Here is a 26,452-nt window from a genome sequence, read left to right as displayed (position 1 = left end):
ATTGCCAGCGAACAGGCGGCACGGGATGCCGAGGACAATAAACTGCATGGGCGTATTGATACCGAGCAGACAACCCGAACACTGGCCATCGCGAACAGCAACACCCGCACCGATAAACTGATTGCCAGCGAACAGGCCGCACGAGTAGTAGCAGATAATCAGTTAAATAATAGAATCCATGTTGAACGTAACGAGCGTATTTCAGGAGATCAAAAAACGCTGGCTAGGGCGAATGATTATACTGATTTTCGTTTTAATGAATTGCGATCATACGGAGAACAGCAGGTTAATTATTTAAATAATAAAATAGAACGAGTTGAAAAACGAGCTAATGCAGGTATTGCCAGTGTTTCAGCAATGAGTAACATTCCGTATAGCAATAATGCACAATTCAGTTTTGGATTAGGATTAGGCCAATATAGAAATGGTAGTGCTGTTGCATTAGGAGTGCAAAGAAAATTAAATGAGTCTGTAAATATTAGAGCGTCTACTAGCTGGAATAATTCAGATAGTGCAGTATTTGGCGCTGGAATTAGTATAGGTTGGTAAATATAAGACTAAACGAGCAGGTGCAGTCTTTGCTATTGGCTGGTAATTTTTAATTAAAATGATTTTAAAACCATTTAAAAAGTCGAGGGCTTTTTAATTAAAGCCCTTGGTAAAATCTCTAATTATTTTTCTGTTTTAATTTTTTAGAATAAAAAAATAAGTGGGTTTTTTATTAATAACAAAAAGGCTTCATTATGCTAAAAGCGGCTGTTTTAAGTGCATTGTTTTCACAATGTGCGCCTGATGTTAGCCCAATAACATTACATGCGCTGGTTGGCGTTGAATCATCGGGCAAACCGTATGTGGTTGCTAATGTTTCTGATGGTACAACTCATTCTTTTGATAAAAAAGATGAGGCAATTGTTTTTGTTAATGATCTTGCTTCTAAAAACAAAACGTACAGTGCGGGATTAATGCAAATCTACAGTAAAAATTTTACAGGTTATCAATTAACGAACGAAACCGTATTTGACCACTGTACAAATATTAAAGTGGGCGCGGATATTTTGAATAAATGCTTTGTAAAATCGTTAAAAGAAAACCCAAACGATAAACAAGGTGCATTAAGAAAAGCATTTAGTTGTTACTACTCTGGAAATATGACAAGGGGGTTTAAAAAGGAAGGGTGGGATGGGAAAAGTTATGTCCAAAGAATCGAATTAAAAGCAGAAAAAAATTACTCTGTTCCTGAAATTCAAGTTAATAGTAATAGTTCGCCAGCGGTAAAAGAACAGGAAAAATCTGTACCGCAAGAAGCCGTTTTAACTCAACAAAAAACAAATAAACATCAATGGGATGTTTTTGGAGATTATTAATATGGGAAATGTTCGATTAATGAATAAAGACTCAATCATCAACTTTTTTATGTTCGCATTTGCGTTTGTTATTTTCACTAACCCCGCTTTAGCTGCCGGAGGGTTGGGGAACTTAAATAAAGCAACGGACGGATTACAGGAAATTGCTGACTGGCTTTATATCTTCGTCGGTGTGGGGGCGGTGTTATATATGATTTGGCTTGTTGGTATGGCTCTGTTTGAACAAAAACAATGGACTCAAGTTGCCATAGGTCTTGGTCATTGTGCTATGGCGGGCGGTGTTGTGTTAGGCGCTGATTGGGCGCTTGGTTTATTTAAATAAAAATCAAAAAAAGAGGGGATATTACCCTCTTTTAATAAGAGGTTGCAATGAGCGATTATCAAGAAAATGAAGAATTAAAAGACGTTTACTTGACCTACAACGGGCTTAATCGTCCAGCTTTAGTAATGGGTGTTCCAATCATTTTATTGTTGTCATTATTGGGAACTGCGCTTATTACTGCAATAATAGGAATAAAGCTTTTCGGTCTTATTGGATTTATTCCTGCGGGAATTTGTTTTCTTTGTATTATCATTATTCGTTCATTAACTGAAAATGATCCGAATTCTTTAAAAGTCATTTCGTTTAAATTAAAAGGATTTTCCCTGAAAGCGGGAAGTCCTGTTTTACGAATTAAAGGGTAAATCATGAACGTTAAAAGTTTAGACGCTGAAAAATTTATTCCTGACTATAATTTTCATGTTGACGAAAACATGATTTATTTAGAATCTGGAAAATTAATTGCCCCTCTATTTATTGATGGGTTTCCCTTTGAATCCATCAGTGATAATGAAATTGTTAATAAGTTTAATAATTTTTCAGATTACCTGATGGGGTTAGGCAAACAAGGTAATTTATTTGTTTGGTCACATATTGTTAAACGAAAAATGACCGTTGATAATATTTATCAATACAAAAATAGCCCGTTCTTGCAAGGTTTTTCTGATAAATATATTGAATCTCTTTTAAAAGGGGATTTTTTTAGAACGGATTATATTTTAACTGTAGGTATTTCAGTTAAACCTGATCAGACCGCTATCTATGATGGTATCGAGCGTTTAAATGAAATTATTCAGCAAACGCAAGCGGTACTAAAAGGAATGCAGGTGATCCCTTTTGGGGTTAAATCGCCTTTTGTGAGCGAAATAGCAGGGGATTACCTTTCTTATCTCGTTAATCATGAGCCAATGACTATTCCTTTGTCCGATTCAAAAATCAAAAACACTATCACTAATAGCGATATTTTCTTTGGGTTTGATGTTGCTGAAATTAGACCACGCGAGTCAAACGGGAGTATTTACTGTACCAACTATGTTGTAAAGGACTTTCCGCGCGGTACTTCAATTGGTCAATGGGATTTTTTGCTTAAACTCCCGTATGAATTTATTTTAACGCAATCTTTTATTGCCGAAGCACCAACAAAAAGCATCAAGAAAATCAATAGCCAATTAAACAAATTAAACTCGGCGGGTGATGCGGGTGTTACTCAACAAGAAGAGTTGCTATTAGGTCAAGAGGGGGTAACGTCCAGCTCAACGTTATTTGGATCATATCATGCTGTTTTAACGGTTTTTGGTCAAACGGTTAAAATGGCTAAAGAGAACGGCATTAAAGTAACCTCTGAATTTATTACCAGCGGTAAAGGGTTCCGCTTTATTAAATCCACGAATGAAGCCCCTCTGACTTATTTCTCTCATTTACCAATGAGTAAATATCGTCCGTTGGCATCAAAAAGAACAAGCAATAATTTTGCGTGTCTTTTTTCATTACATAACTTTAGTTATGGAAAAAAAGAGGGGAATCCTATAGGGGATGGTTCTGCGATTATGCCCCTGAAAAGTATCTCCGATACTCTGTATTATTTTAATACCCATTTTAGTGACCTGAATAAAGATGTACGAGGTCAGAAAATAGCGGGTCATGCTCTGATACTAGGAGCAACAGGTGCGGGTAAAACTACCTTTGAGGGTGCAGCAGCTGCATTTTTGCAACGGTTTGATTCTGATTTATTTGTTATCGATTATAACCGTTCCACAGAACTGTTTGTACGTGCTTTTGGCGGGAGTTATTTCTCACTTCAAGAGGGTGTGTTCTCTGGTCTTAACCCGTTTCAAATTGGTGATAGTGACGATGTAGAACTTATGTCGTTCTTAAAACGTTGGGTTAAGCGTGGGGCGCTTAATAGCAATGGTTCTTCCTGTTCTGATAGTGAAGCGGTGATGTTAGACAATGCGGTTATTGCTGTCATGGGATTACCGCGCGAATCACGCCGTTTTGGGGCGCTATTAGAAAGCATTCCTGAACTGGAACTGGCACTTCGTTTAAGAAAATGGACTGAGTTTGGCGAGTTTGGTTGGGCTACTGATAGTGAAACCAATACGTTTAACCCAACGGATTATCGTAAAGTCGGTTTTGATACTACTGCGATTTTAGGAAATGTAGGCGGTCAAGATCACCCTGCTTGTGAAATGATTTTAAGCGTCCTTTTTTTCTACAAAAGTCGTATGCAGAAAAACGGCGGGTTAATGTTAACCATCGTTGAGGAATTTTGGAAACCTGCAAACTTCCCAATGACGCAAGAAATGATTAAAGATGTTTTAAAGGCCGGACGTATGAAAGGGGAAATGATGTGGTTAACCAGTCAAAGCCCCGAAGATGCGGTAAATTGTGCGATTTTTGCGGCAATTGTTCAGCAGACCAGTACCAAAATTTGTTTGCCTAACCCTGATGCTCAATGGTCTGGTTATCAAAGCATTGGTCTAACAGCTAAAGAATTTGATTTGTTAGTGAAGTTAGACCGTGAATCTCGAACCATGCTGATTAAGCAATCAAATAGCTCTGTTTTCGCTAAATTGGATTTATACGGTTTTGATGATTACTTACCGATTATTTCGGGCAGTAAAAGCGGAACTAAATTGTGTGAAATTATTCGTAAAGATTACGGGGATAATCCGAATGATTGGATTCCTGTGTTTATTCAATGTGAACGTCTTCGTAAAAAATTAATTAAAGATGGGCGCATCTCGGAACCGTCACCGGATTTAATTTATCACGAATTTAAACAAGAAAACGTTGAGGGTGTTTTATGAAAAAACATATTATTGCTTTAGCCGTAGCAACACCTTTTATTTTTTCTCCTATGACATTTGCGGGAGGGGTTCCTGTTATTGATGTTGCGAGTCTTGTTGAATCTGTAAAAATGGTTATGGAAGCCCAAAAGCAATTAAAGGAATTGCAAGATCAGGTTAAAACAGCTAAAAGCCAGTTAGATGATTTTAGAAAAGAAGCCGAAGAAACGAAAAAACGTTTAGAGGGCTATACTAATTTTGATAATATCTTTGATTCGTCTACTGAGTTTTTAAAAGACATGTTAAAAGATTATGAAAAAGAAATCTCTAAACGTGAGGTTGATGATTATCTCAATTCAAAAGGGATTGAAGTCAAAGATAACACTGAGCTTAAAACGCAATATGAGCGAAAAATTGAGCAAATCAAGCGAAATGAAAAAACGCAACAACGTTTAGAATCTCAATCAAAACGACTTGATAAATTAAAGCGGGAATTTGAAAGGGCGACAACCCCGCAAAAACGGGAAGAGATTTTAAATACCATTCAGCTTGAAAACCTGAAAATGCAAAATACGATGAAAGCCGTTGAGCTGGAAATCAAAAATCAAGAACAGGAAAATGAGATAGAAAGAAAAGAGGCTGTGATTAAATATCTCAATTCGGAAGTTAAGCCTGTTAAGCCAAAAGGTTTTATTGATTTAGCTAAATAAAAAAAGGGCTAATAGCCCTTTTGAGGGGGTTTCTATGGAAATGGGATTAGCTGAGGGGATTTTTAAATCCATTGAAGTAATTTTAACTAATCAAGTAGCAGGTAACTTTCAGAAAATTTATAGTATTATTTTTCCTGTTTGGACTGCAGGTGTTATTTTGTATTATATCGTTCAAGCTTGGGAAATCATTTACAGTGATAAACAAATCATTGTGAATGAATTCATAAAGCATTTTATGGTTTTGGCAATAGTTACCACTTTTTTAGGCGCTAATAGTATTTATATTGATAACGTTGTTCCGGCAGTCATGAATAGCGGTCAAGAAATTGCATCTAAATTAGTTTCTGATGATTCATCTTCAATGGGGTCTATGATTGACCAGATGATTGACCAAATAATGCTGATAGGTCAAAAGTCTTATGAAGAGTTTCAAAATGCAAGTGGTGTAACAGATACTATTGTTGCAGGATTATTGATGACTGTAAAAATAACAGCATTAGCAATTTTTGGTGGTGCTTTTGTTCTTTATGCTACCTCTTATTTACTTGTTGCTATGGTGATGATTGGGATTTTACTTTCATTAGGCGGGGTTTTTATTGCGTTTGCCGCTTTTCCTGCAACAAGGCAAATGTTTGCCGCTTGGGTTGGCAGTTGCTTTAACTACATTTTTTTAAATATTGGTTATGCAATTTTATTCGGAATTATTATTGAGTATATAAATCAATATATAGCTTTAAATATTTTTTCGACTGGCAGTGAAACTGATGATAACGCAATTCAAGGTGTTTGGTCTGTTTTCGTAATTTGTATTGTTTTCTCTATCGGTTGTTTCTTAATTCAACAGATCGCTACGTTAATGAGTATTTTAACGGGCGGTGTGGGAATTAACGGTTTAACAGGGGCGACTAATGCTTTTGTTGGTAAAGCGGCTGGCGCGTTAGGATTAAAAGCTGCGGGCAGCGCATTAGGTCGAGGGGCGGGCGCTTTAGCAAGCGGCGCGGGTCGTGGGGCTGCAAATGTCGCTAAAGCAGGTTGGACGGCTTTAAAGGGCGGCGGTCGTATAAAACCATAAAAATTTAAATGAGGTTAAAATGAAAAAATTAATTTTGGGTTTTGCTTTTGTTTTTATTATTTCAGGCTGTACTTCTACAAATCCACCTGATGCACCAGAAGCAAAAGGGGAATGGGTAGAAATCACTACTAATTTAAAAGATATGCAAGGGAAATAAAAAATGACAAATGAAGATACGGAAGTATATTTTGATGAATCCATTAAGGAATTAACAAAAAGCCCTGCGGATAAGGCGTTAGAAAAAAAACAAACACAGCAAGTTTTTCAAGCTGTAAAAATGTTTGAAACGAATATCATTGAAAGCAAAAACCAACGGATTAAATGGTTAGGTCGTTTATCGGGGTTTTTAGGTGTGGCGGTTGTGGCTTTAGCGATAGCGATTGCCAGCCTAGCCCCTTTAAAATCCGTTATACCGTTTTTATTACGTGTGGATAGCACAACGGGCTATGTTGATAAATTAGAGCCGTATAGCACGGAAACGGCGACTGTGGATGAATCCGTTACTCGTTATTTCTTGGCGCGATTTGTGGAAAATCGTGAGGGTTACGATTGGTACACGATTCAATCAATGTATGATTTTGTTGAATCGACCTCTGACCGTGCGATTTTTGAAGCTTACAAAAGCTATATGGTCAATGAAGAATTAAGCCCATTAAAACGTTTAGCAAATCGTTCAAAAATTCAAGTTAAAGTGAATGGGATTACCTTTTTAAATGATTCAACGGCGCAAATCCGTTTTACTAAAATGATTAGTGATTTAGATGGAAAGCCTGCTGTGGGTTTCAAACCGTCTAAATGGATTGCCACGGTCACTTTTGATTTAAGTAAAAAAATCAATACCGAGCAAGCGCGTTTAATTAATCCATTGGGTTTATCCGTAACTTCTTATCGTGTGGATGCTGAGGTAATTAAATAATGAAAATGAAAACAGCATTATCGATAGCCGTTTTATTGGGTTTATCATCACAATCGTTTTCTGCTGCATTGCCCCGTTCCAGCGGGGCAGATCCGCGTGTTCAGGAAATATTCTATAACCCGAATAACGTAACCATCGTTAAAGTTAAAGAAGGCGTAGCAACCCTAATTCAGTTTGAAGTGGATGAATTTATTGATGGGGATAGTTCGGCTACGGGTATGGGGTTAGGTGATCCGCTTGCATGGAATGTGTCTGTCCGCGGTAATAACATCTTTTTGCGTCCTATTGCACAACAACCCGATACAAATATCGCGTTAGTTACCAATAAACGCACTTATGCTATCCAGTTAGCCAGTAGTGGCAATGGCGAACCTACTTATCTATTGCGTTATAACTATCCTAAGAAACCAGAGCCTGTTAAACAAACGGTTTTCTTAGGTAAATCTAAGATTGATTTACCGTGTTTTGACGGTGGGAGGATTAATAATCGCTATCAAGTTCGGGGGGATATGACGCTTAAACCATCAGGTCTTTGGGATAACGGTGAATTCACCTGTCTTAAATGGAATAACGCAACGGATTTACCTGTGGTTTATCGTGTTTTACCCGATGGTAAAGAGCATTTAGTCAATTACCACATGGATAAAAACGTCATGGTCGTTCATGAAGTTTCACCAAAGTTTGTTTTGCGTTTAGGTCAAAGCGTTATGGATGTGAAAACCGATCACAATATCAAGCGCGGTTATAACTATAACGGTACAACAACGGGTGAAAAATTAGTGGAGCGTAAATAATGGGATTATTTGACCGAAAAAAAAACAAACCAATCGAAAAACCAGTTGAACAAGAACCATCCAGTGATTTAGAAGGTGATCGCGGGCTTTATAATGTTAAAGGTAAAAATAAAACTGGCGCAAAAAAATTCATTCTCCTTTTTATTGTTATTGCAATTGGATTACTTGTTTTAATTGGTGGCAGTATGGCGTTTTTAAAAATGAAAAAGCCGCCGGAAGTCACTCAAGTTTCTCTTTCTGATAAAGAGCAATATTCAAAAGAAAACACAACCAGTAATGCACTGGCTCAAACAAAAGGTAAAGTTGAAAAGTCATTAAATCAAATTATGGCTAATATCTCAGAAGAAAATAGACCTGATGTCGAAAAAGAACCCAATAATCCTCCGCCAACAAATAATGCGGTGATTATTGATCCTGAACCCGTAACAGAAAGTCGGGGGAATAACCGTGATAAAGTGCTTACACCGTCAGAACGCCGCCTACAAGGGGAGGTGTTAGTCGCTCAAAACGTGATTTCAAAACCGGAAAAGAAAGAAGCGGATTTAAATCAACCCGTAGATAAAAGGCATGTCAGCAAAAGCGAAAGTGACTTTTTAAAAGGTGCTAGTTTTGCTGATGGGAGCGTGGGAACTATTCGTGATCGGGAATACTTATTGTCAGCGGGAACATCAATGCCATGTGTCCTGAAAACTAAAATTGTCACGTCTTATCCTGCGGTTGTCATGTGTCAGTTAACGAAGAACGTGTATTCCGATGATGGTAAAACCATTTTATTACGCGCAGGCGCATTGTTACAAGGGGAGCAAACTCGCGTTTTACAACAGGGCGTTGCCCGGGTTTTTGTTAACTGGTCAACGGTAAAAGATGGGAATATTCGTGTTCGTATCGATGCACTAGGCGCCGACGGTTTAGGCGCATCTGGTTTACCTGCTTGGATTGATAGCCATTTTTGGGGGCGTTTCGGTGGAGCGATTATGCTTTCCTTTATTGATGACGCATTAGCCGCTGTCGCTAGCAATGTCAGTAAAGAAAACAGCAGCATGAAGGTAGATAATACTCGTAATACTGCGGGAAACATGGCTGAAATTGCATTAGAAAACTCGATTAATACCCCGCCTACGGCGTATATCAATCAGGGTGAAATGCTCACGGTGATTGTTCCTCGTAATGTTGATTTTTCTTCCATATTTAAAGTTGAATAAAAAAATAAAAGACAAGGGCGAATGTCCTTGTCTTTCTTTGGGGTTTAAAAATGAATAACAATAAAAAAGATTCCACCGTTATTAACTATCTTGAAAAGACTGGCATTCAAAAATACTTTGATACGAAAGGTGTATCTGAAATTATTATCAATAAGCCAAATGAAATTATTTTAGAGGGTGATGAGGGTTGGCAATATTTTGAAGAAAGTGGGGCAACGCTAAATAATTTATTGCATTTAGCAACCGCCTTATCAACATATAACAATGCGGGTGTTATTAATGAACAATCCCCGATTAAATCTTTGGTACTTCCAAATGGGGAGCGTTCTCAGATCATCATTCCTCCGGCCTGTATGGACGGCATGTTTTCTATGACCATTCGTAAACCATCATTAACCCGTTTTACATTGGGTGATTATGCAAAGTCTGGGCGGTTTTCAAAAGCAAAACAAGCGAAAAGGGTAACGGGGGAATTAACGGAGGAACAAGAAAAATTATGGGCGTTATATCAACAGGCATTAGATAACCCTATTTTGTATGAAGATTTCTTCCGTAAAGGCGTTGAGGCGCGTTGTAACTTCTTAATCGTTGGGGGAACAGGCTCAGGTAAAACGACCTTTGGTAAAGCGATAGCAGACGAATTCCCGAAAGACAGACGTATTATCACCATTGAAGATATCCACGAAATGTCTTTGCCGTATCACCTTAATAAAGTGCATTTGTTCTATAAAGCGGGCGGGATTCAACCGCGTTATTTGATTGAATCGGCTATGCGAATGAAACCCGACCATATCTTTCTTGCGGAACTGCGCGGTGATGAAGCGTGGAGCTATATAGAAGCGTTAAATACAGGCCATGAGGGGAGTATTACCACTATCCATGCGAATAACACTTATGCGTCTTTTGCGCGCCTTGCCTCGATTGTTAAACAGTCTACGGTTGGTTTAACGCTGGATATGGATTTAGTCCAAAAAACAATTAAATCCAGTATCGATATTATTCTATTTTTTAACAAAACCTACATGACGGAAGTTTACTTTGATCCGTTTGAAAAAATGAAAATTTTATCGGAAATGTAATCTTTTGCTAGCAAATAAAGTCGTGTTTCGTCTTGGTTCTGACGAAAATAATAGCAAAACTAATTTTTACTCGATGTTTAATACGGAGTATATATGCCAAATAAAAAAGCAATAGTTTTCTTTTTGGTTTTCCTTTTTTTTATTGCGGTCAGCGCGAGTTTTTTTACGTCCAGTATTGCACTTTTAAAAATGGTTGGAATGCCCATTAATTTTGAAAAGGTTAAGTGGAACACTTTTATTGATACCTATCAATTGTATTCGGGGCAAAAGGCGTATCAAAAATATTTGTTAGCGGGAATTGCCGGAGGGTTAGCCCCTTTCATTATTTATGTGGCGTTTATTGTTTTAATCATTATCGGGCTAAAACCCAAAAAAACGTTACACGGGGCTGCGCGATTTGCTACGGATATGGATTTAGCTAAATCAGGGTTTTTTCCCGCCAAAAATAAAAAAAATAAAAAAGCCTCTACCGCAGTATTGATTGGTAAAATGGATAAAGGACGTTATAAAGGGCAATATATTCAGTATATGGGGCAACAGTTTTTAATGCTCTATGCGCCAACACGAAGCGGTAAAGGGGTGGGAATTGTTATTCCTAACTGCCTTTACTATTTTGAGTCTTTAGTCGTTTTAGATATTAAGTTAGAAAACTTTATTTCAACGGCAGGGCATCGAAAAGATAAACTGCAACAAGAGGTATTCTTATTTTGTCCCGATGGATATCTTGATAGCGAAGATATGAAAGAGAAAAAATTACGGAGTCATCGCTATAATCCGATTTTTTATATTCGCCGTGATCCGATTAATCGTTTTGGTGATTTAACCAAGATTTCTTCTATTTTATTCCCTTTAACAGGGGATAAAAATGATATGTGGACGGATCTATCCGCGAACGTATTTAATGCCCTTGTGTTGTTTTTACTCGATACAGAAAGTGAAACTATCACCGAAGATATCGAGATAGAAAAAGACGGTTCTGTGCATTATGAAGAGCATGTAAAGCCAAAATACAAAGTTACCATGTCTCAAGTGTTTAGTTTATCAGTGCCTAAGAATGGAACAACATTAGGGGATTGGTTTATTCAGGAAATTGCGGCACGTAATACGGATGAAAATAAAGCCGCTTGGAATGCCTATATCGCCAGTGTACAAAGTGGTAATAAAAATGCCGTGCGTCCAGAGCTTTGTTTGTTATCCGACGATACAGTAACGCTCATGCGTCAATTTTCACAGCAAAAGCCCGAACAGCAACAAAGTATTATGTTGACCTTTAACGCCAACATGAAAATGTTTGCGAACCCTGTGACGGCAGCGGCAACGGATGGAAATGATTTTGATTTACGGGATGTTAGACGTAAACGCATGACGGTTTATTTTGGTTTAGCTCCGGCAGCTTTGAGTCAATACGCCCGTTTGACGAATCTATTTTTTAGTCAGTTATTAAATGAAAACGTCCGAACGTTACCGGAACATGATTCATCATTAAAATACCAATGTTTAATGACGCTCGATGAATTTACCTCAATAGGATGTTTAGACATTATTCAAATGTCGTTAGCGTTTACCGCTGGTTATAACATGCGTTTTGTCTTTATTTTGCAAAACCAAGAACAGCTATTTGATGAAAAGAAAGGGTACGGTAAAAATGGGGGTAATACCATTTTGAAAAACTGTGCGGTTGAATTGTTTTATCCACCAAAGGAGGTTGATGATTCTGTAAAAAAAATGAGTGAAACACTGGGGTATTATGATATGAAAATCACCAGCACGAGCGTGAGTAAGGGTAAATCGACATCTAAATCAACCAGTACCAGTATTCAAAAACGCGCACTGATGTTACCGCAGGAAATTGTTGAATTGCGAGATATAAAACATTCATCGGGAATGGCATTGCGTGAAATTGTGAAAAGTGAATTTAGTCGTTCGTTTATTGCAAATAAAATTGTTTATTTTGACGAACCTTATTTTAGTGATCGTAAAAAATATGCGGAAACGCATATTCCCGATATTCCTGTTTTAACGATAGAGCAAGATGAACTGGCAAAAGCATTACATGAAATGATGTTGCGTGATGCAAATTTTGTTGTTGAACCTGATTTTGATTAAGAGGTTTCTATGAAAATGAAAAAAACAATGGCAATCACATTAATGGCGTTAGTGGGATATTTGGGGGTATTGCCTGAAAACGAAGCACAGGCAGCCAGCCAAGACGAATGCGCGATTTGGTTATGTTTGCCTGCTGGATTTGGCGAGGGGTGTGGCGGGGCGCGCAGCGCGTTTAAAAAGCGTTTAAAAAAAGGGAAATCCCCGTTGCCGAGTTGGGAAAGTTGTGCGGTTGGAAATGATCCTGAGCCATACAGCTATAAGCGAAAATACAAAACGTATACGAATTATGGCAAAGGAAAAATCTCTACCGGAAACGGTCGAAACTGCCCTGAAAATGGGGATATTTATTGGGATATTAGCCGTTACAGCGGGATTCAAGCAATTTGTACAAACACTGAAATTTATACAACAACTTTCTATGACGGTTCTGGGGTATACGTTCATGAAGAAGAACGATGGGGGAAACCTTTATCAGAAACAATGAATAAAAATTTCAAAGCTGGCCAATATCGGGGTTATCGAGGTGATCGGCAAATCGGAAATAGCCGATAATTTATATTGGTATCAATCTAAAATTAAAGAAACTGAGGTAAAATTATGAAAATTATGCGTGTATGGATTGGAGAAAAACCCGATGTGGCTAAAGATATTGTTAAAGCATTAGGGGGGAGTTTTACAGGTGCGGATAGTCGTAATGGTTTTTGCACGGTAGGAAGTGACATTGTAACGTGGTGTTTTGGCCATATTCTTGAAAGTGCCGAACCTGAAGTTTATAACCCGTCTTATAAACAATGGAATACGGCTGATTTACCCCTTAAACTCTACCCGTTAAAACTAACACCTAAAGCAAATGCTAAAAAACAACTGAATGTTATTTTAGATCTCCTTAAAAAATCAGATAGCGCAGTGAATGCGGGCGATCCTGATGATGAGGGGCAATTGTTAGTGGATGAAGTCTTGATTTACGCTAACTATAAAAAAACCGTTAAACGGTTGTTATTGCAAGATAACACGGATGCGGGTGTAAAACGCGCCGTAAACAATTTAAAAGACAATAAGCAGTTCCAAGGCTTATATTTAAAAGCCCTTGCCCGAAGTGTTGGGGATGATATTTACGGGAAGTCCATGACGCGTGCCTATACTTTAGCGGCTCAAGCAAAAGGCTATCGCGGCGTTCTTTCGGTTGGTCGGGTTCAAACCCCCATATTAGGCTTAATCTGTAAACGATTTTTGGATAATAAAAACCACGTTAAAGGGTTTTATCAAACCATCAAAGGCGAATTTAAAACAGCTAACGGATTGTTTGGGGCGAACTGGAAAGTGAGCGAAAACGCGCCGCAAGACGAAAAGAAACGGTTAAATGATGAGGGATGTGCTGATCGGCTATCTAAACATTTAACGGGCAAATCGTTTGATGTGGTTTCAGCCGCAGTATGCGATAAAAAAGAATTTGCACCATTACCGTTTAATTTGCTGAAATTACAGCAAGCCATGAGTCAATCTCATAAGTTTTCAGCGAAAAAAACGTTAAAAATTACCCAAGATTTACGGGAAAAATATAAAGCAATTACCTATAACCGTTCGGATTGTCAGTATCTTTCTGATGAGCAATTTAAAGAAGCCCCTGAACTACTCAATGTGTTAAAACAGGGATTAAGTCAGTTTTCCGATTACCCCATTGATAAAAGACAAAAAAGTAAAGCCTTTAATACCGATAACGTCACGGCTCACACCGCTATTATCCCTACGACTAATGTACCAGACTTAAATAAACTCACTGATGACGAACGTGTCGTGTATTTAACGATTGCCGAACGTTATATTGCTCAATTTTTGCCTCCTAAAATTTTTAAAGAAGCGTTAGCGATTTTAAAATGGGATTTGGAAACATTCAGTTGCCGCGCAACTGAAATTCAAGAAAAAGGCTATACGACGTTTTATCAAAATCAATCTGATGATGAAGAAGTATCAGAAGAAAAAACGGATTCTGATAGTGATTATGCAATCATTGCTAAACTCAGAACGGGCGAAAGCGTTTCTTGTGAAAAATGCGATTATGAAAATAAAGAAACAACCCCGCCTCCGCTTTTCACAGAATCTTCTTTACTGGCTGCCCTTTCCCGTATTGCTGATTTTGTGATTGATCCAAAAATCAAAGCTGTTTTAAAGGCTAAAGATGCAGGAAAAAAAGGGGAGTTTGGCGGGATAGGCACTCCAGCAACACGCGATAGTTTTGTTCCTTTATTAGTTAATCGGGGCTTTATTGCCATTGAAAAGCAAAAGTTGATTCCCACTCAAGCGGGATTAGATTTTTATCATTCTCTTCCTCTGATGGTCACTCAACCCGACTTAACGGCATTATGGGCGGAGAAGCAGCAAGAAATAGAAAAAGGTCAGTTGGATGTTGAGGTTTTCGTGAAAGATCTCTATGCTGATATTCAAGAATTAATTGATTTCGGTATTTCAGATAATTTGAAAGTGGATGCTTCTTCCTCTGAAAATAAGCTTTCTGTTTCCTGTCCATTGTGTAAAAGCGAATTGTTGGAAAATAGTAAAGCGTTTGCATCTTGTAAGGCACGTTGCGGTTTTGTTATCTGGGAAGAAATTGCCGGAAAAAAAATCACCCGAACTCAAGCAGAAACATTGATTGAGAAAGGGGAAACAGGCATTATCAAAGGCTTTAAAAGTAAAGCGGGTAAGCTATTTGATGCTAAATTAGTTTTAGATAAAGCATCAGGGAAAGTTATCTTTAAGTATGAAAATAAAGGTAAGAAGTGATCTTAAAATACAGTGAATTTGATGGTTTTTAATAATAAGAGGCAAATATGAACGATTTAACAAAAAATGATGAGTATGACATTACCCGTAAAACGCTAGTCAGCATTACTGCTATTCGTAGTTGTTTCAAACAATCAACAATTGATTCTATTGATGACATTGTTGATAAGTTATTGTCAATTAAGGAAGAGAAAGAAGCTGAATTCCGTCAATATGAAACCGAAGCAGTAGCACGTAACGAAAAACGTATTCAGGCAGTTGAATTACTTGAAGCGGCAGGATTGCCAGTGCCTAATGAGTATTTACGGCCAATTACGGCTGAGTTACTTGCTACGGGTCAGGTTAATACGAAGAAAGCCCGTAGTAAAGGAAAATCAGCACCAGCCAAGGCGCGTTTAGCTTGGAAAAATCCTACAACCGGCGAGTGGGAAACCTATAGCCGTGGGCGTACAGCAAATTGGATTGCTGTAGCGAAAGAGGCGGGAGAAACAGACGAAACACTGGCACTTTACGCCGAAGAATACAATAAAGAAATAGAAATAGAAAAAGGTCAGGGTTGAAGGATAATCGCAATAGCACCTTTTATAGAGGCATTATTTGCTGATTCTTTACTTAAATAAAATGTAACAAAATATTACAAAATCCAGAAATTTTTTATTAAACCACCGATTCTAGGTGGTTTTTTTTATTTCTACTCATTTTTTGACGTACCGTTAGGTGGGACAGACAAATCTTTATTTTTCATTATTATAGGTCAAATCAAATTACGATTGGAAAGTGGGTGAACTGTGAAAAATGAAAACGTAAAAGTATCAATATTGATTTTCCTGTGAGTTACGTGGGGGCGCGCAATCCCCTCACGTAACGACAAATCACCAAAGATGAATCAGAAATTAATATTATTCGGCTGTAGACGTTACTTTTTTAAAAGTTCTTTTTAAACTTGTGTATACAGAAACCATGCGTCAGGCTGGGAGTGAGGTGGTGAGCCGTACCCCCATACGGCTCACCGTGTAGCTTCACAATTATTAGACAGTAAGGCAACTTAACTATGAAAACTACGCTATTTAAATTAGCAGTTTTTCGGACTGCAATCATCTTTTTTTTAATATTAAAGCCTATTCTTTAAAAAAAGGATGCTTAATGTGGAGCACCATACCCCCATATGGTGCGCTGAGTATTGGTATTTTTTTAAATAAACAGTAAGGCAACTTAACTATATGAAAAGAAAAATCAATCTTCTTTCTGTTCTTGTTTTTTCTGCAATTTACAGCGAAGAAATATTAGCGGAAGAATGTCGTCAAAAAATAAATTCTCATAATAATAGTCATTGTATTGTTACAGACGTTTCAGGTGGAAAATTTTTTTCAGGTTATAGTAATGGCACTAATGGTAAAACTGGCGTTAGTAAAAATTCACTGACAATGGAAAATATTTTATCAAATGGTGATTTCATATTACATGGTGGTGAGACTCCTGCATTTCATGGTGATAATTTTATTGAGAAAAATAAAGTAATAATATCTGATAGTGAACTTGGAGGGTTAAATTCTTCAGGAGCGTATGTTTATGCAGGTAGTGGAGCCAAAGCTAGAGAAAATACAGTTTCATTAAAAAATGTTGTAGTGAAAGGAAAATCTGATATTAGTGGAACATTTACCATAGGAACTGCTGATACTCAGATAAATGATTCTTCTGTGATTGTTAATAATTCACATTTTATGAATGAATCTATTATGTATGGGGTTCAGGTGGGGGGGGGTAAAAAGTACACCGCAGTATTGAAAAATAATTTAGTTAAAATAGATAATTCTAAATTTGAAAAATATGCTCTTTTAGTAGGTGGTATTGCTGGAAATATTTCTAATGCAACATTGGTCGAAAATAGAGTTAATATTAATAATTCTATTTTTGACGATTACGTTAGAATTTATGGTGTAATGAATTTAGCCAGTAATGGTAATAATGAGAATAACTCGGTAAGCATTGAGAAATCGAATTTTAATTATTTTGTTGATATTACTGGTTTGTTTTCCAGTATGACGGAAACCTATACTCCCGTTTTTGTGCGCTTAAAAGATGTGGTGTTTAATTCTAAGGTGAATATTTTAGGAATCAAAACATCTCATTCCCAAAATATCAGTGGTGTTGACATAACGCTGGATGGTCATATTGAATTCAATGCTCCAGAACGTGCAACAATATTGTCTGGTCAGAACTTCGGGGATAGAAATAGATTAACAGGAAATATATTCAATTTTAGGGCAGATCCATTAAAATTAAAATCTGTATCAGGATTTGAGAACTATAAATTTTTTCTAAATGAAAACATCAAAGATGGTGATATTTTACTCAATACAATTGACGCTATTGATGTGAGTAAATCAACAGTAACAGTTGATGGTATTCATAAAGATTCAGAGTTAGTTAATGGGGGAGATGCCATATTAATGAGTAATGTAATCGGTGACGCAAAACTTATTAATTCAGAAACAACATTAGGTACAGCGACGTTATTATATTTCGGACTAGAAAAGAAAAAAACAGAAAATGGTAAAGAATCAATTATCGTTAATGTGACTCCATTTGTTTTAGAGCCGAAGCCAGAGCCAAAACCAGAGCCGAAGCCAGAGCCAAAACCAGAGCCGAAGCCAGAACCGAAGCCAGAGCCGAAGCCAGAGCCAAAACCAGAGCCGAAGCCAGAGCCAAAACCAGAGCCGAAGCCAGAGCCGAAGCCAGAGCCAAAACCAGAGCCAAAACCAGAGCCGAAGCCAGAACCGAAGCCAGAGCCGAAGCCAGAGCCAAAACCAGAGCCGAAGCCAGAGCCAAAACCAGAGCCGAAGCCAGAGCCAAAACCAGAGCCGAAGCCAGAGCCGAAGCCAGAGCCAAAACCAGAGCCGAAGCCAGAGCCAAAACCAGAGCCGAAGCCAGAGCCAAAACCAGAGCCGAAGCCAGAGCCAAAACCAGAGCCAAAACCAGAACCGAAACCAGAGCCGAAACCAGAGCCGGAACTAAACCCACAAACACAAGCTTATTTGAGTGGGAGAAGTGCTGGAATGTTGTCTATTAATAATGGGCTGATTAAAAAAATTAATTTAAAAGGTGATCATATTGAGTCTTTTGCATTAGTAGAATCAGGTAAAAATCGATTTAATATAGGTAAGAAACTAGACTTAATAGCTAGTCATTTTTTAGTAGGAAATGCGATTTATTCAGAAAAGCTAGATTCTTCAATTGGGCTGTTTTTTGAAACGGGAAGTTCATCTTATATTTCACATAACGAAAGTCGTTTGCCGACAGTAAAAGGAAAAGGGAATGCTAACTATCGAGGGGGCGGAATAGTCTTACAAAAGAAAGGACTTAATGAAAATATTAGAGTTACAACTTCACTGAGAGGTGGGAAGTTAAATTACGATTTTAAAACAAATGATTTTGGTATTAATAAAAACATTACCAGTCAATATAATAGTGATTCTATGTATTGGGGAGCACATATTGGTATTGATAAAAAAATAAATATTGATAACGACAAGTCTGTAACTATTCGTGGTATTTATCAATATACACATGTGGGTAAAGATGAAATTAATACTAAATCACCTATTGGTGAAGAGAGGATCAAGTTTAATTCTGTTAACTCACATCAAACTAAATTAGATGCAACGTTAAATGTTAGCATAGATGAAAATGTAATTTTAAATACAGGATTGGGCTATCAATATGAGTTTGATGGGAAAACCAAAGGAACCATAGAGGGAATTTCTATGCAGGATACTTCCTCTACTGGAGGCAGTGGCTTTGCTTCATTTGGTATTGAATTTGGAGAAAAATCTAATTTCAGTGGTGAGATGAAATTAACTGGTTATGTAGGAGATAAACAAGGCGTAGAAGGATTATTAAATATTAAATATCGTTTCTAATTTTGTTGATAAGTAATAACAGGCGGTAGATCCGCCTGCTCAGGAATTTAAAATAAATTAGTGAGGTTGATTGTGTTTGATTTTGTAATAGGCATGGTATTACTAATCATGTTAATGACTTTTTTCTTTTTTTTCATTGGTTATTATATAAAAAAAATAGAAAGGAAAAAATCTGGTGTATAGGTTGGTAAGTTTAAAACAAAACAGGCGAATCTGTTTTTTTCAAAAAAACTATTGAGAATCAAAATAATTGATTTTATTACATATAAAGGATTTTAAAATGACAGGTCTAGCTCTGTTTTTAATAATGATTATTGGGATATACATTATATTCATTGTTTTTTGTAAGTGGTACTATGGAAATGGTACGGTAAATGTTCAATTTGAATCATCAAATTCAAAAAAGACAGTGCAAATCCCTAAAAAGCAATTGCTTAATATTTATTATGACTTTCTTACGTCCGTCAATATATTACGTTTTGTAGCTTGGTTGTTTGGCGAGTTTATTATCTCTTTGTGGGGTATTTTGCTCCATTCCCCTAAAATTATTTTATTGGTATTTATTGCCTATTGCATATATGATCCATTAACAATAAAACAAATAAATATTGATGATATTGTTTTATTGTTACAGGTAATCGGAATGTACCATTTTATTATTATTGATATCTTTATTTTGTCTTCACTGAGTTATCTTTTTTTAAAAATACTTTGTAATGGTTTTCCATTCTATCTTTCAAACATATTCATGCGTTATAAAAATGAAAGGATATGCAAATATTTTGCTGCAAACGCAGATACAGTAAAGGAGGAGTAAACAATGTCTGTTATGCGATGTAAACAATGCAATGAATTATCTTTTGCCGATAATGATGGTGAACCAGCTAAACAATGTTTGGCCTGTGGGTCATTCTCTTTGTGCTGTGACCATTCTGGGGCAACGTTTAATCAGTCTCTTCAACAATTCATCTGTGATACCTACAATAGAGTTATGGATGAAAATCTTAATGAACTAAGAGCATTTGCGCGAGCAAATCCTCTTATAGGGCTACCGATTGCTGGCGATCCTGATGACGAGGGGCAGGTAATACTAAAACAGGTGATTTATGTTAACAAATAAAGAAATACAACGATTAGATACTTGTTTTTTTCATTGTGTAGATCTTTCTGCTGATATTACTGATTGCAATTCAGAAGGTCTTGAATTGAGAGAGATTATTAATAAAAAAATTCAGGGTGATGAGGTAATGGATATTGATGTTGTTAATTTTTCAAAGTTACCTTGTTCATATCCTGTTATGGAAATGAAATCGAATAATAACGATACTATAGTTTTGCTAAAAGCATTTTGTATTGAATATGGGAGGGATGCTCAAAGTCTTTATCGGGATAGTGATTATTCGTATTTGTCTGTATTTTCATCGTTAGTCGATTTTATTCGTTATTTTGCTCATGTGTCTTGTGATGAAATTAATGATTTCATTGATAGGTTACAAGGCCGGACGGTTAGTTATTTTATGATTAGTTTTCCTGAAAAAGAGGTGATTCGATGAAAAGATTATTTATTGCGGAAAAACCACAAATTGCGAATGATATTATTAAAGCACGTTTGAATTTGAAAACAAACAGGCGAAAAAATGAGTGAATTAACTAAAGAGGAAGAGTTATATAATCTTGCATCAGATATAAATAAACATCTGGCTATTATCGTTAACTCTTCTGACGAAATACAAGATAAAGAAATAATCGTTGCGTCCGCAGGGCATATTCAGTTGCTTATGTCTGACATATGTCGTTTGGTAGAAAAAGAAGATCAGTAAACACTTAACATATTTAAAAGCCTCATTATAAATCATGGGGTTTTTTGTTGACTTCGATTGTGTGGGAGCGTTATTTGGTGTTGGGTCTTTGGGTTTTTTCAATGTTTTAACTGGAGATGATGGTCATGAAAAATACAAATAATTTAGGGGAACGCAAAGTCATTCAAGTAGAGCAGAGGCTCAATGAATTTACGCATGGTATGAATAAATATTCCCCAGCGAAAATATTTATGCTGATTTTTGGTGTAATAATGGGGATTGTGTTACTGGTTGGTATTTCAGGCATAGTAATGTTGAGGTCTATAAATACTGTTTCCACCGGTGATCCTGTCATGCTCCCTCCGAGTTCGAGCAGTTTTGAAACTAGCATACCTGCGGATTACGCTAATTATCTTTCCCCTGATTCGGTTAAGGTTAACATTTCTTTTGTTTGTGATCATGCGAATACGGGAAAACTACTTATTAAATATAGGCAATCGATTGAAATTATAGAAGCTGTTTGGGTTGATGGTAATTTAGTCGATTGTGATAATAACGGTAATTACAGTTTAAAAGGTAAGCCAATATCTGAAACTAAAATATATCGTAATATAGTGAGCAGTTTTATATCGTCCAGTATGAAATCAAAAAAAGGAGGGGGCATTCCAGTTTTCGACATACCTGGGGTTGAACGAGGATTACTGGATAAGTGAAAAACGCATCAGCAATTGCAGGGCGCGAGCACACTATTTTAAGGGCTTTTCGAAGATTATTAGATACTCCATATGAAAAAAGTTTGAACTATGTCAAAAAAACGATGGTTTTTTTACATTAAAAACATAAAGTGTTTTGCTTTATCATTTGTTTTGCATTATCATGTGTTTTACATGATAATTAACTGATGTAAATAGGAGAAAAAAAATACAGTCACATTTTGATATTCTATGACTGTATTATAAATTTACTAAACCAGTTTATTGTTACAGCAAGAGTAGATTATGGACGTTCATAGCTTAAGTGATTATATAGAAATTTATTATAAAGGAGTGAAAGCAGAATTCGCGCGCCAACAAGGTGTATCGCCACAGTTAGTTAGTCAATGGATTAAAAATGATTTTGTTGTAATAAATCATAATTTATATTCGTGGCGTAGGAATTTAGAAAAACCATTAGATAGCGAGGAATAGAACAAAAATAGTGGTGAACCGTACCCCCATACGATTCACCGTGTAGCTTCATAATCATTAAACAGTAAGGCAACCTAACATGATAGAAATGCACATAAAAATGAGCAAAAAAGAAGCTCAGGCATACACCCAATCTGAAAGCGACAACATCCAAGATTTACAAGATCTAATTCAAGATAATGCTGTAATTAGTCTTGAGCTATGTAACTTTCCAGAAGCAAATATTACTGTAGAAGTTGATTAACAATAATCAATAATCTCTATGGTTTAACCAATAGAATAATATTCTATATTAATAAAGTAGTAAGTAATGAGCCGCCCCCCATGCGGCTCATTATATAGCCTAATTAAATCACACTAAACAGTAAGGCATCTTAACTATGAAAACTATGCTATTAAAACCAGTTTTTTTTACAACTATACTTATTTCAACTTTATTATCATCAAATTCTTTTTCACAGAATAATAATTCAGGTGTTATCAGATTTTCAGGTGCAATTGTTTCTCCACCTTGTTCTATGAAGGTGAGTGATGAAAACAATGCTGAAATCCAATGTTTTGATAATTATAAAAATATATTAAAAAATATCAACTTAGAAAAAGATAAGGAAATAAAAGGGAGATTAGAAAAACAAGCAGAATTTTCTATAAAATGGTTTTCTACAGACACGGCTATATTAATAGTAGATCACATTTAATCTCAATGTAAAACGGCGGGATGCCCCACCGCGACAAAAATAAACTTATATCATGTGAGGTTTTCAAATGTCACATGTACGTTTAGCGCATGACCTAGGGCGTACTGCCAGTTGGATTGCTATAGCGAAAGAAGCGGGTGAAACCGATGAAACCCAAGTTCAATTTCTTTTTATAATGCACTTGAAAGTAATGTATTTTTACCTTGCTATTATTGTGTAAGTTGATAAAATTTTAACGGGAGCCAAAATGGTATCTTTATCTTAAAGTAGGCAAAGTATTTTAATCAAATTCTAATTTAATATGAATTGGCAAATAAATATGAAAAATATTATTGGCATTGCTGTTATTGTTTTAATTTCATTTATAATCATCGCAACAATTTCAACGGGCATCATAAATAATGAATTAAATAATTTTGATAGATGTATGAATAACGTGATGAATTATCAGGATAAATCACAAGTTAAAAATGAAAATATTGGTTTATTTCAGTCACATTCAAAAATAAAACAAAATATCAGTGTGCTTTATTTCGGTGATTATCCGTTTCATAAAATTACCACCGATAAAGGAGTTTTTGAGATCTACGGTAAAGATGTTTTTTTACCTAAAAATATAGAATTATCAATTAAAACTTACCAGTATAATAGTTATCCATCTTGTATTAGTGAACTTAATAATGAAGTAAAATCACAGCTTGAAGAAAATAAGAACAAGATTGAAATGATTTGTTATGATAGTGGAGTTCAATCAAAATGCTTTTTCAAAAACGAATCAACACCAAAACCCCCACAGGGTAGGACGTAATAAATCAGTTAGTTGATAAGTGGCTTGAGGATAATGATTAATGAAAATTCATATAGGAGATATTTTTAATATGTACTACACTGGTTTGTTTTTTATCATATTATGCGTTATTATTTTAATAATTTCATTCTATGAAAATTTAAAAAATAAAGGAAAGTATAGCACTCCAACATTAGCAGTGATATTTGGTTTAATTGGTTTTTTCCTTTATTCTAATTCTAAGGATATAGATAATAGAATCAAGGCCGGTGAATATTTCACTAATAATTGCAAAGCGCTTGAATTAAATATTAACATTGGCTTTTTAAAATCAGATACCAACCGTTTATATTGTAATGATACAATTGTAAATGTTAATTCAAGTGAGTACGATGATGCAATCAAGGCTTATTTAGATAACAAAAAATAATGATATTAGGGGTAAAAATGAATGAACAAAAAATATTAAAAAACATGTTGAATAATAAAGTATCAAAATTTAATAAAACAATGTTTAAATTTGGAATGATAACATTGTCAATGGGAGTATTAGGATTTATATTAATATGTTTTTCATTTTTTCATATCAGAATAGGCGTGGATGATGACATACTTTTTATTGTAGGATTCTTGATGCACTTATTAAGTTCTTTTTTATGCTTGGTCTTGATAACACATGGGGTTAAATTCTAAAAAAGAAATCACCGATTATTGTTTAAAACATGGAAAATTTTCAACGGATAATTTGATAGATTTTTTGAAAAAATAGCGTAATTCGAAAGAAAACGAATGAGGAATATAAGAATGACAGAACAAACTACATGCAATAAAGAAATGTTAAAAAAAATGAAAGATCTTTCTATAATGATAAAAAGAGCAAATAGCCTTGAATACTTTACACCACGCTATAATATAAAAGAAAAAGTAATTTCTTTAGTCTGCTTTTTTTTACACATGCTGATTCTTATTACAGGAGGATATTTAATATTTTTATTCTTAGACTCTCAGTTTTCAGGCAATAAATCAAGCGTTGGAGATGATTGGTTTTTTGTATTAGCTAATATTTTTACTATAATGTTATGGGGTTGTATTTTTTCTATTCCGGGAAAATATGTAAGTAATTATGTAATATCATCAATAGATAAAAAAAGAGAAACAATAGCAACAAAAAAAAGAAATATATATATGGAGACTGATGATTACTATTTATTCCTAGAGAAGAAATATAATGAAATCGATGATTTATTAATAACATACAAACCAAATGACAATAACAACTTTGAAAAATTACAAAAAAAGATAAAAAAGAATGGTTTTGAAGTTGAGTCCATATTAAAGTTTATTCATGAGGAAGAAAATTCACAAGATCAAGAAGAACTAAAAGAAAAATTCAAATTCTTATCGAAAGAAATATGAAACTAAATAAAAGCCCATTAGGGCTTTTATTTTTAATCAAGGGGCGTATAGCCCCTTTTTGATTTGTGCCCGTCAGGGTATGAGGGAAGAGGCACATCGCAACCCACAGAGAGCACCTACCGTTAATCCTCTGATAAAAAGAAGGGGGCTGGTATAATTTACCTAACCTCCCCACTTCCTGCCAAGCCGTGAGCGTAGCGAACTGTAAGAACATCATCTAAAGCGATGAGGATGTTAAACGGTCGGAGACGAAAGAAAATTAAAGCCACATCGAATTCACACGTTAAGGATTTTTTGATGTTGCAAAAATAATCATGTTCTAATATATTAGAATTCATTAAATCTAATTTATTAGAACGTGAGGTTGTTATGCCAACAAAGCATATTGATAGTGAACAATGGTCGAAAATTGAGGCCATGACGGTAGATCTGATTGATGAAAAGAAGGCGATAATCAAAGAAGGTGATGTTTTAAAGGCGGTAATTGCGCGAGGATTGGCATCAATCACACTACCTGAATTGAGCGCACAGTTTGATTATCAACCGCGTTTCAGTGTGATCATGCATACTACAGTCAATGAAAACATGACAGGCTTATCATGTTTTGACAGTCCCACTGTCAATGATTTGGTGTCCGTGATGGAAAAAGACGAGGCATTTATCCTTTGTGTGTACGGCAAAAAAAACACAGGCCGTAGTACTTTTGCAGAAGGAGTGATGAATGCTTTAAAAGCCAAAAAGAAAATTAGCGGAGTCAGGTTCTACGATGATGCCGTAGAAGCGGACATTACGGAAGCATGGAAAGATCATAATGCAGGAGCTGCTGGAGTTATTGTTGTGCTTTATGCCGATGATCAGCTTGAGGCGACAAATCAGTTTTACATGGTAAAAAGTCGCCTGTGGAATCTTGATGAAGTAACAGAGTTATATTTGCCAGATTTACCAAAAATAACACCATCTGAGCAGCATGATCTTATTTCTCGCACGATGCGCAAGCCAGCCAAGTTAGTTCACGTAGGTGCTCTGCCAGATAACCCGTCTGTTGAAGATATAGATATTAAATGAGTAGTTAGTTGATAAGTGGCTTGAGGATAATGATTAATGAAGAATTCATATAGGAGTGACAAGATTAGACTGTTAAAGTTTAAACAAATGATTAAATATATATTTCTTACTCTGGCGCTTGTTATCACATTTAACTCAATTTCAGGTGATTATCATCACGGAAAATCAGAAAGAGAACAAGTCACTGAATATATAACAACAGCTTATAGTTACAATGAGGTTGTGAATATTAGAAATCTCACTACAGATATTAATCAAGGCAAGGCTAATTTCCAGTTTGTGAGAATTTCAAAATTTAATGATTACGTTACCTGTGAAAACGTTAACGGTACTCTGTCATATCATAACCGAAAATATGGTAATAAAAATATTATTCAGGTTGATAGAATTGAATCTAAAAGTAAGTCCTGTAATTTTTTTAATCCTCTATTAAGTTAATGTAATTTTTAAA

At 35.8% G+C, this 26,452-nt stretch carries 32 protein-coding genes; all 32 read left to right on the top strand.

Translation table 11 applies throughout. The annotated features are described in order from the left end of the window. Positions 1 to 549, top strand: a 549-nt coding sequence (locus tag NXS07_RS09450) for a YadA-like family protein (RefSeq protein ID WP_308686601.1), incomplete at its 5' end; no start/stop codon positions are given. A gap of 194 nt (positions 550 to 743) precedes the next feature. After that, a complete protein-coding gene (locus NXS07_RS09445; RefSeq protein WP_258086637.1) occupies positions 744 to 1,364 on the top strand; it encodes a lytic transglycosylase domain-containing protein in 621 nt (206 codons plus the stop codon). Between the two features lies 1 nt (position 1,365). Next, a complete protein-coding gene (locus NXS07_RS09440; RefSeq protein WP_258086636.1) occupies positions 1,366 to 1,686 on the top strand; it encodes a TrbC/VirB2 family protein in 321 nt (106 codons plus the stop codon). A gap of 47 nt (positions 1,687 to 1,733) precedes the next feature. After that, positions 1,734 to 2,048, top strand: a complete 315-nt coding sequence (locus NXS07_RS09435) for a VirB3 family type IV secretion system protein (protein WP_258086635.1) — start codon at positions 1,734 to 1,736, stop codon at positions 2,046 to 2,048. Between the two features lie 3 nt (positions 2,049 to 2,051). Continuing rightward, positions 2,052 to 4,493: a VirB4 family type IV secretion/conjugal transfer ATPase gene (locus NXS07_RS09430; protein WP_258086634.1), complete on the top strand. Its 2,442-nt coding sequence runs from the start codon at positions 2,052 to 2,054 to the stop codon at positions 4,491 to 4,493. Then, entirely contained in the window at positions 4,490 to 5,182 is a 693-nt protein-coding gene (locus NXS07_RS09425; RefSeq protein WP_258086633.1) for a type IV secretion system protein, read from the top strand. Before NXS07_RS09430 ends, NXS07_RS09425 begins: the two co-directional genes overlap by 4 nt. A 34-nt stretch (positions 5,183 to 5,216) precedes the next feature. Next, positions 5,217 to 6,254: a TrbL/VirB6 family protein gene (locus NXS07_RS09420; RefSeq protein WP_258086632.1), complete on the top strand. Its 1,038-nt coding sequence runs from the start codon at positions 5,217 to 5,219 to the stop codon at positions 6,252 to 6,254. A 19-nt stretch (positions 6,255 to 6,273) separates the two neighbouring features. Next, positions 6,274 to 6,411 (top strand): hypothetical protein, encoded by a 138-nt coding sequence (locus NXS07_RS09415; RefSeq protein ID WP_258086631.1) that lies wholly within the window; start codon positions 6,274 to 6,276, stop codon positions 6,409 to 6,411. 3 nt (positions 6,412 to 6,414) lie between these two features. After that, entirely contained in the window at positions 6,415 to 7,170 is a 756-nt protein-coding gene (locus NXS07_RS09410) for a VirB8 family type IV secretion system protein (protein WP_258086630.1), read from the top strand. Next, entirely contained in the window at positions 7,170 to 7,964 is a 795-nt protein-coding gene (locus NXS07_RS09405; protein ID WP_258086629.1) for a TrbG/VirB9 family P-type conjugative transfer protein, read from the top strand. Before NXS07_RS09410 ends, NXS07_RS09405 begins: the two co-directional genes overlap by 1 nt. Next, positions 7,964 to 9,166, top strand: coding sequence for a TrbI/VirB10 family protein (locus tag NXS07_RS09400; protein ID WP_258086628.1), 1,203 nt, complete (start codon positions 7,964 to 7,966; stop codon positions 9,164 to 9,166). Before NXS07_RS09405 ends, NXS07_RS09400 begins: the two co-directional genes overlap by 1 nt. A 50-nt stretch (positions 9,167 to 9,216) precedes the next feature. Next, complete coding sequence (gene virB11, locus NXS07_RS09395) at positions 9,217 to 10,245, top strand: P-type DNA transfer ATPase VirB11 (protein WP_258086627.1); 1,029 nt, start codon at positions 9,217 to 9,219, stop codon at positions 10,243 to 10,245. A gap of 93 nt (positions 10,246 to 10,338) precedes the next feature. Continuing rightward, a complete protein-coding gene (locus NXS07_RS09390; RefSeq protein ID WP_258086626.1) occupies positions 10,339 to 12,351 on the top strand; it encodes a type IV secretory system conjugative DNA transfer family protein in 2,013 nt (670 codons plus the stop codon). Positions 12,352 to 12,360: 9 nt separating this feature from the next. Continuing rightward, entirely contained in the window at positions 12,361 to 12,903 is a 543-nt protein-coding gene (locus tag NXS07_RS09385) for a hypothetical protein (RefSeq protein ID WP_258086625.1), read from the top strand. A 54-nt stretch (positions 12,904 to 12,957) separates the two neighbouring features. Then, the gene (locus tag NXS07_RS09380; protein ID WP_258086639.1) at positions 12,958 to 15,129 is read left to right on the top strand and encodes a type IA DNA topoisomerase; all 2,172 of its coding nucleotides are present in this window, start codon (positions 12,958 to 12,960) and stop codon (positions 15,127 to 15,129) included. A gap of 47 nt (positions 15,130 to 15,176) precedes the next feature. Continuing rightward, a complete protein-coding gene (locus NXS07_RS09375) occupies positions 15,177 to 15,689 on the top strand; it encodes an H-NS family histone-like protein (protein WP_258086624.1) in 513 nt (170 codons plus the stop codon). Between the two features lie 660 nt (positions 15,690 to 16,349). Further along, positions 16,350 to 19,049 (top strand): autotransporter domain-containing protein, encoded by a 2,700-nt coding sequence (locus tag NXS07_RS09370; protein ID WP_258086623.1) that lies wholly within the window; start codon positions 16,350 to 16,352, stop codon positions 19,047 to 19,049. 280 nt (positions 19,050 to 19,329) lie between these two features. Next, entirely contained in the window at positions 19,330 to 19,866 is a 537-nt protein-coding gene (locus tag NXS07_RS09365; protein WP_258086622.1) for a hypothetical protein, read from the top strand. A gap of 3 nt (positions 19,867 to 19,869) precedes the next feature. Next, positions 19,870 to 20,169 (top strand): hypothetical protein, encoded by a 300-nt coding sequence (locus tag NXS07_RS09360; protein WP_258086621.1) that lies wholly within the window; start codon positions 19,870 to 19,872, stop codon positions 20,167 to 20,169. Next, a complete protein-coding gene (locus NXS07_RS09355) occupies positions 20,156 to 20,602 on the top strand; it encodes a hypothetical protein (protein ID WP_258086620.1) in 447 nt (148 codons plus the stop codon). Before NXS07_RS09360 ends, NXS07_RS09355 begins: the two co-directional genes overlap by 14 nt. Before the next feature lie 84 nt (positions 20,603 to 20,686). After that, on the top strand, positions 20,687 to 20,869 hold the full coding sequence (locus NXS07_RS09350; RefSeq protein ID WP_258086619.1) for a hypothetical protein: 183 nt from the start codon (positions 20,687 to 20,689) through the stop codon (positions 20,867 to 20,869). 125 nt (positions 20,870 to 20,994) lie between these two features. Next, positions 20,995 to 21,561, top strand: coding sequence for a hypothetical protein (locus NXS07_RS09345; protein ID WP_258086618.1), 567 nt, complete (start codon positions 20,995 to 20,997; stop codon positions 21,559 to 21,561). Positions 21,562 to 21,846: 285 nt separating this feature from the next. Then, positions 21,847 to 22,035, top strand: coding sequence for a hypothetical protein (locus NXS07_RS09340; RefSeq protein ID WP_258086617.1), 189 nt, complete (start codon positions 21,847 to 21,849; stop codon positions 22,033 to 22,035). Positions 22,036 to 22,114: 79 nt separating this feature from the next. Further along, positions 22,115 to 22,279 carry a hypothetical protein gene (locus NXS07_RS09335; RefSeq protein WP_258086616.1) on the top strand — a complete coding sequence of 55 codons (165 nt, stop codon included), beginning with the start codon at positions 22,115 to 22,117 and terminating at the stop codon, positions 22,277 to 22,279. Positions 22,280 to 22,415: 136 nt separating this feature from the next. Further along, the gene (locus NXS07_RS09330; RefSeq protein ID WP_258086615.1) at positions 22,416 to 22,733 is read left to right on the top strand and encodes a YmdA family protein; all 318 of its coding nucleotides are present in this window, start codon (positions 22,416 to 22,418) and stop codon (positions 22,731 to 22,733) included. A gap of 67 nt (positions 22,734 to 22,800) precedes the next feature. Beyond that, positions 22,801 to 22,953: a hypothetical protein gene (locus tag NXS07_RS09325; protein WP_258086614.1), complete on the top strand. Its 153-nt coding sequence runs from the start codon at positions 22,801 to 22,803 to the stop codon at positions 22,951 to 22,953. Positions 22,954 to 23,052: 99 nt separating this feature from the next. Further along, the gene (locus NXS07_RS09320; protein WP_258086613.1) at positions 23,053 to 23,541 is read left to right on the top strand and encodes a hypothetical protein; all 489 of its coding nucleotides are present in this window, start codon (positions 23,053 to 23,055) and stop codon (positions 23,539 to 23,541) included. A 40-nt stretch (positions 23,542 to 23,581) separates the two neighbouring features. After that, a complete protein-coding gene (locus NXS07_RS09315; protein ID WP_258086612.1) occupies positions 23,582 to 23,950 on the top strand; it encodes a hypothetical protein in 369 nt (122 codons plus the stop codon). Between the two features lie 17 nt (positions 23,951 to 23,967). Further along, positions 23,968 to 24,213, top strand: a complete 246-nt coding sequence (locus NXS07_RS09310; protein WP_258086611.1) for a hypothetical protein — start codon at positions 23,968 to 23,970, stop codon at positions 24,211 to 24,213. Between the two features lie 111 nt (positions 24,214 to 24,324). Then, a complete protein-coding gene (locus tag NXS07_RS09305) occupies positions 24,325 to 24,936 on the top strand; it encodes a hypothetical protein (RefSeq protein WP_258086610.1) in 612 nt (203 codons plus the stop codon). 369 nt (positions 24,937 to 25,305) lie between these two features. Continuing rightward, a complete protein-coding gene (locus tag NXS07_RS09300) occupies positions 25,306 to 26,001 on the top strand; it encodes a P-loop NTPase family protein (protein WP_258086609.1) in 696 nt (231 codons plus the stop codon). Positions 26,002 to 26,037: 36 nt separating this feature from the next. Continuing rightward, positions 26,038 to 26,439 (top strand): hypothetical protein, encoded by a 402-nt coding sequence (locus NXS07_RS09295; RefSeq protein WP_258086608.1) that lies wholly within the window; start codon positions 26,038 to 26,040, stop codon positions 26,437 to 26,439. The last annotated feature ends 13 nt before the right edge of the window (positions 26,440 to 26,452 follow it).

It is taken from the genome of Xenorhabdus bovienii (assembly GCF_024721015.1).
GTDB classification, from domain to species: domain Bacteria; phylum Pseudomonadota; class Gammaproteobacteria; order Enterobacterales; family Enterobacteriaceae; genus Xenorhabdus; species Xenorhabdus bovienii.
Note: the sequence above shows the minus strand (reverse complement) of the source record. Positions and strands in the feature narration are given on the sequence as shown.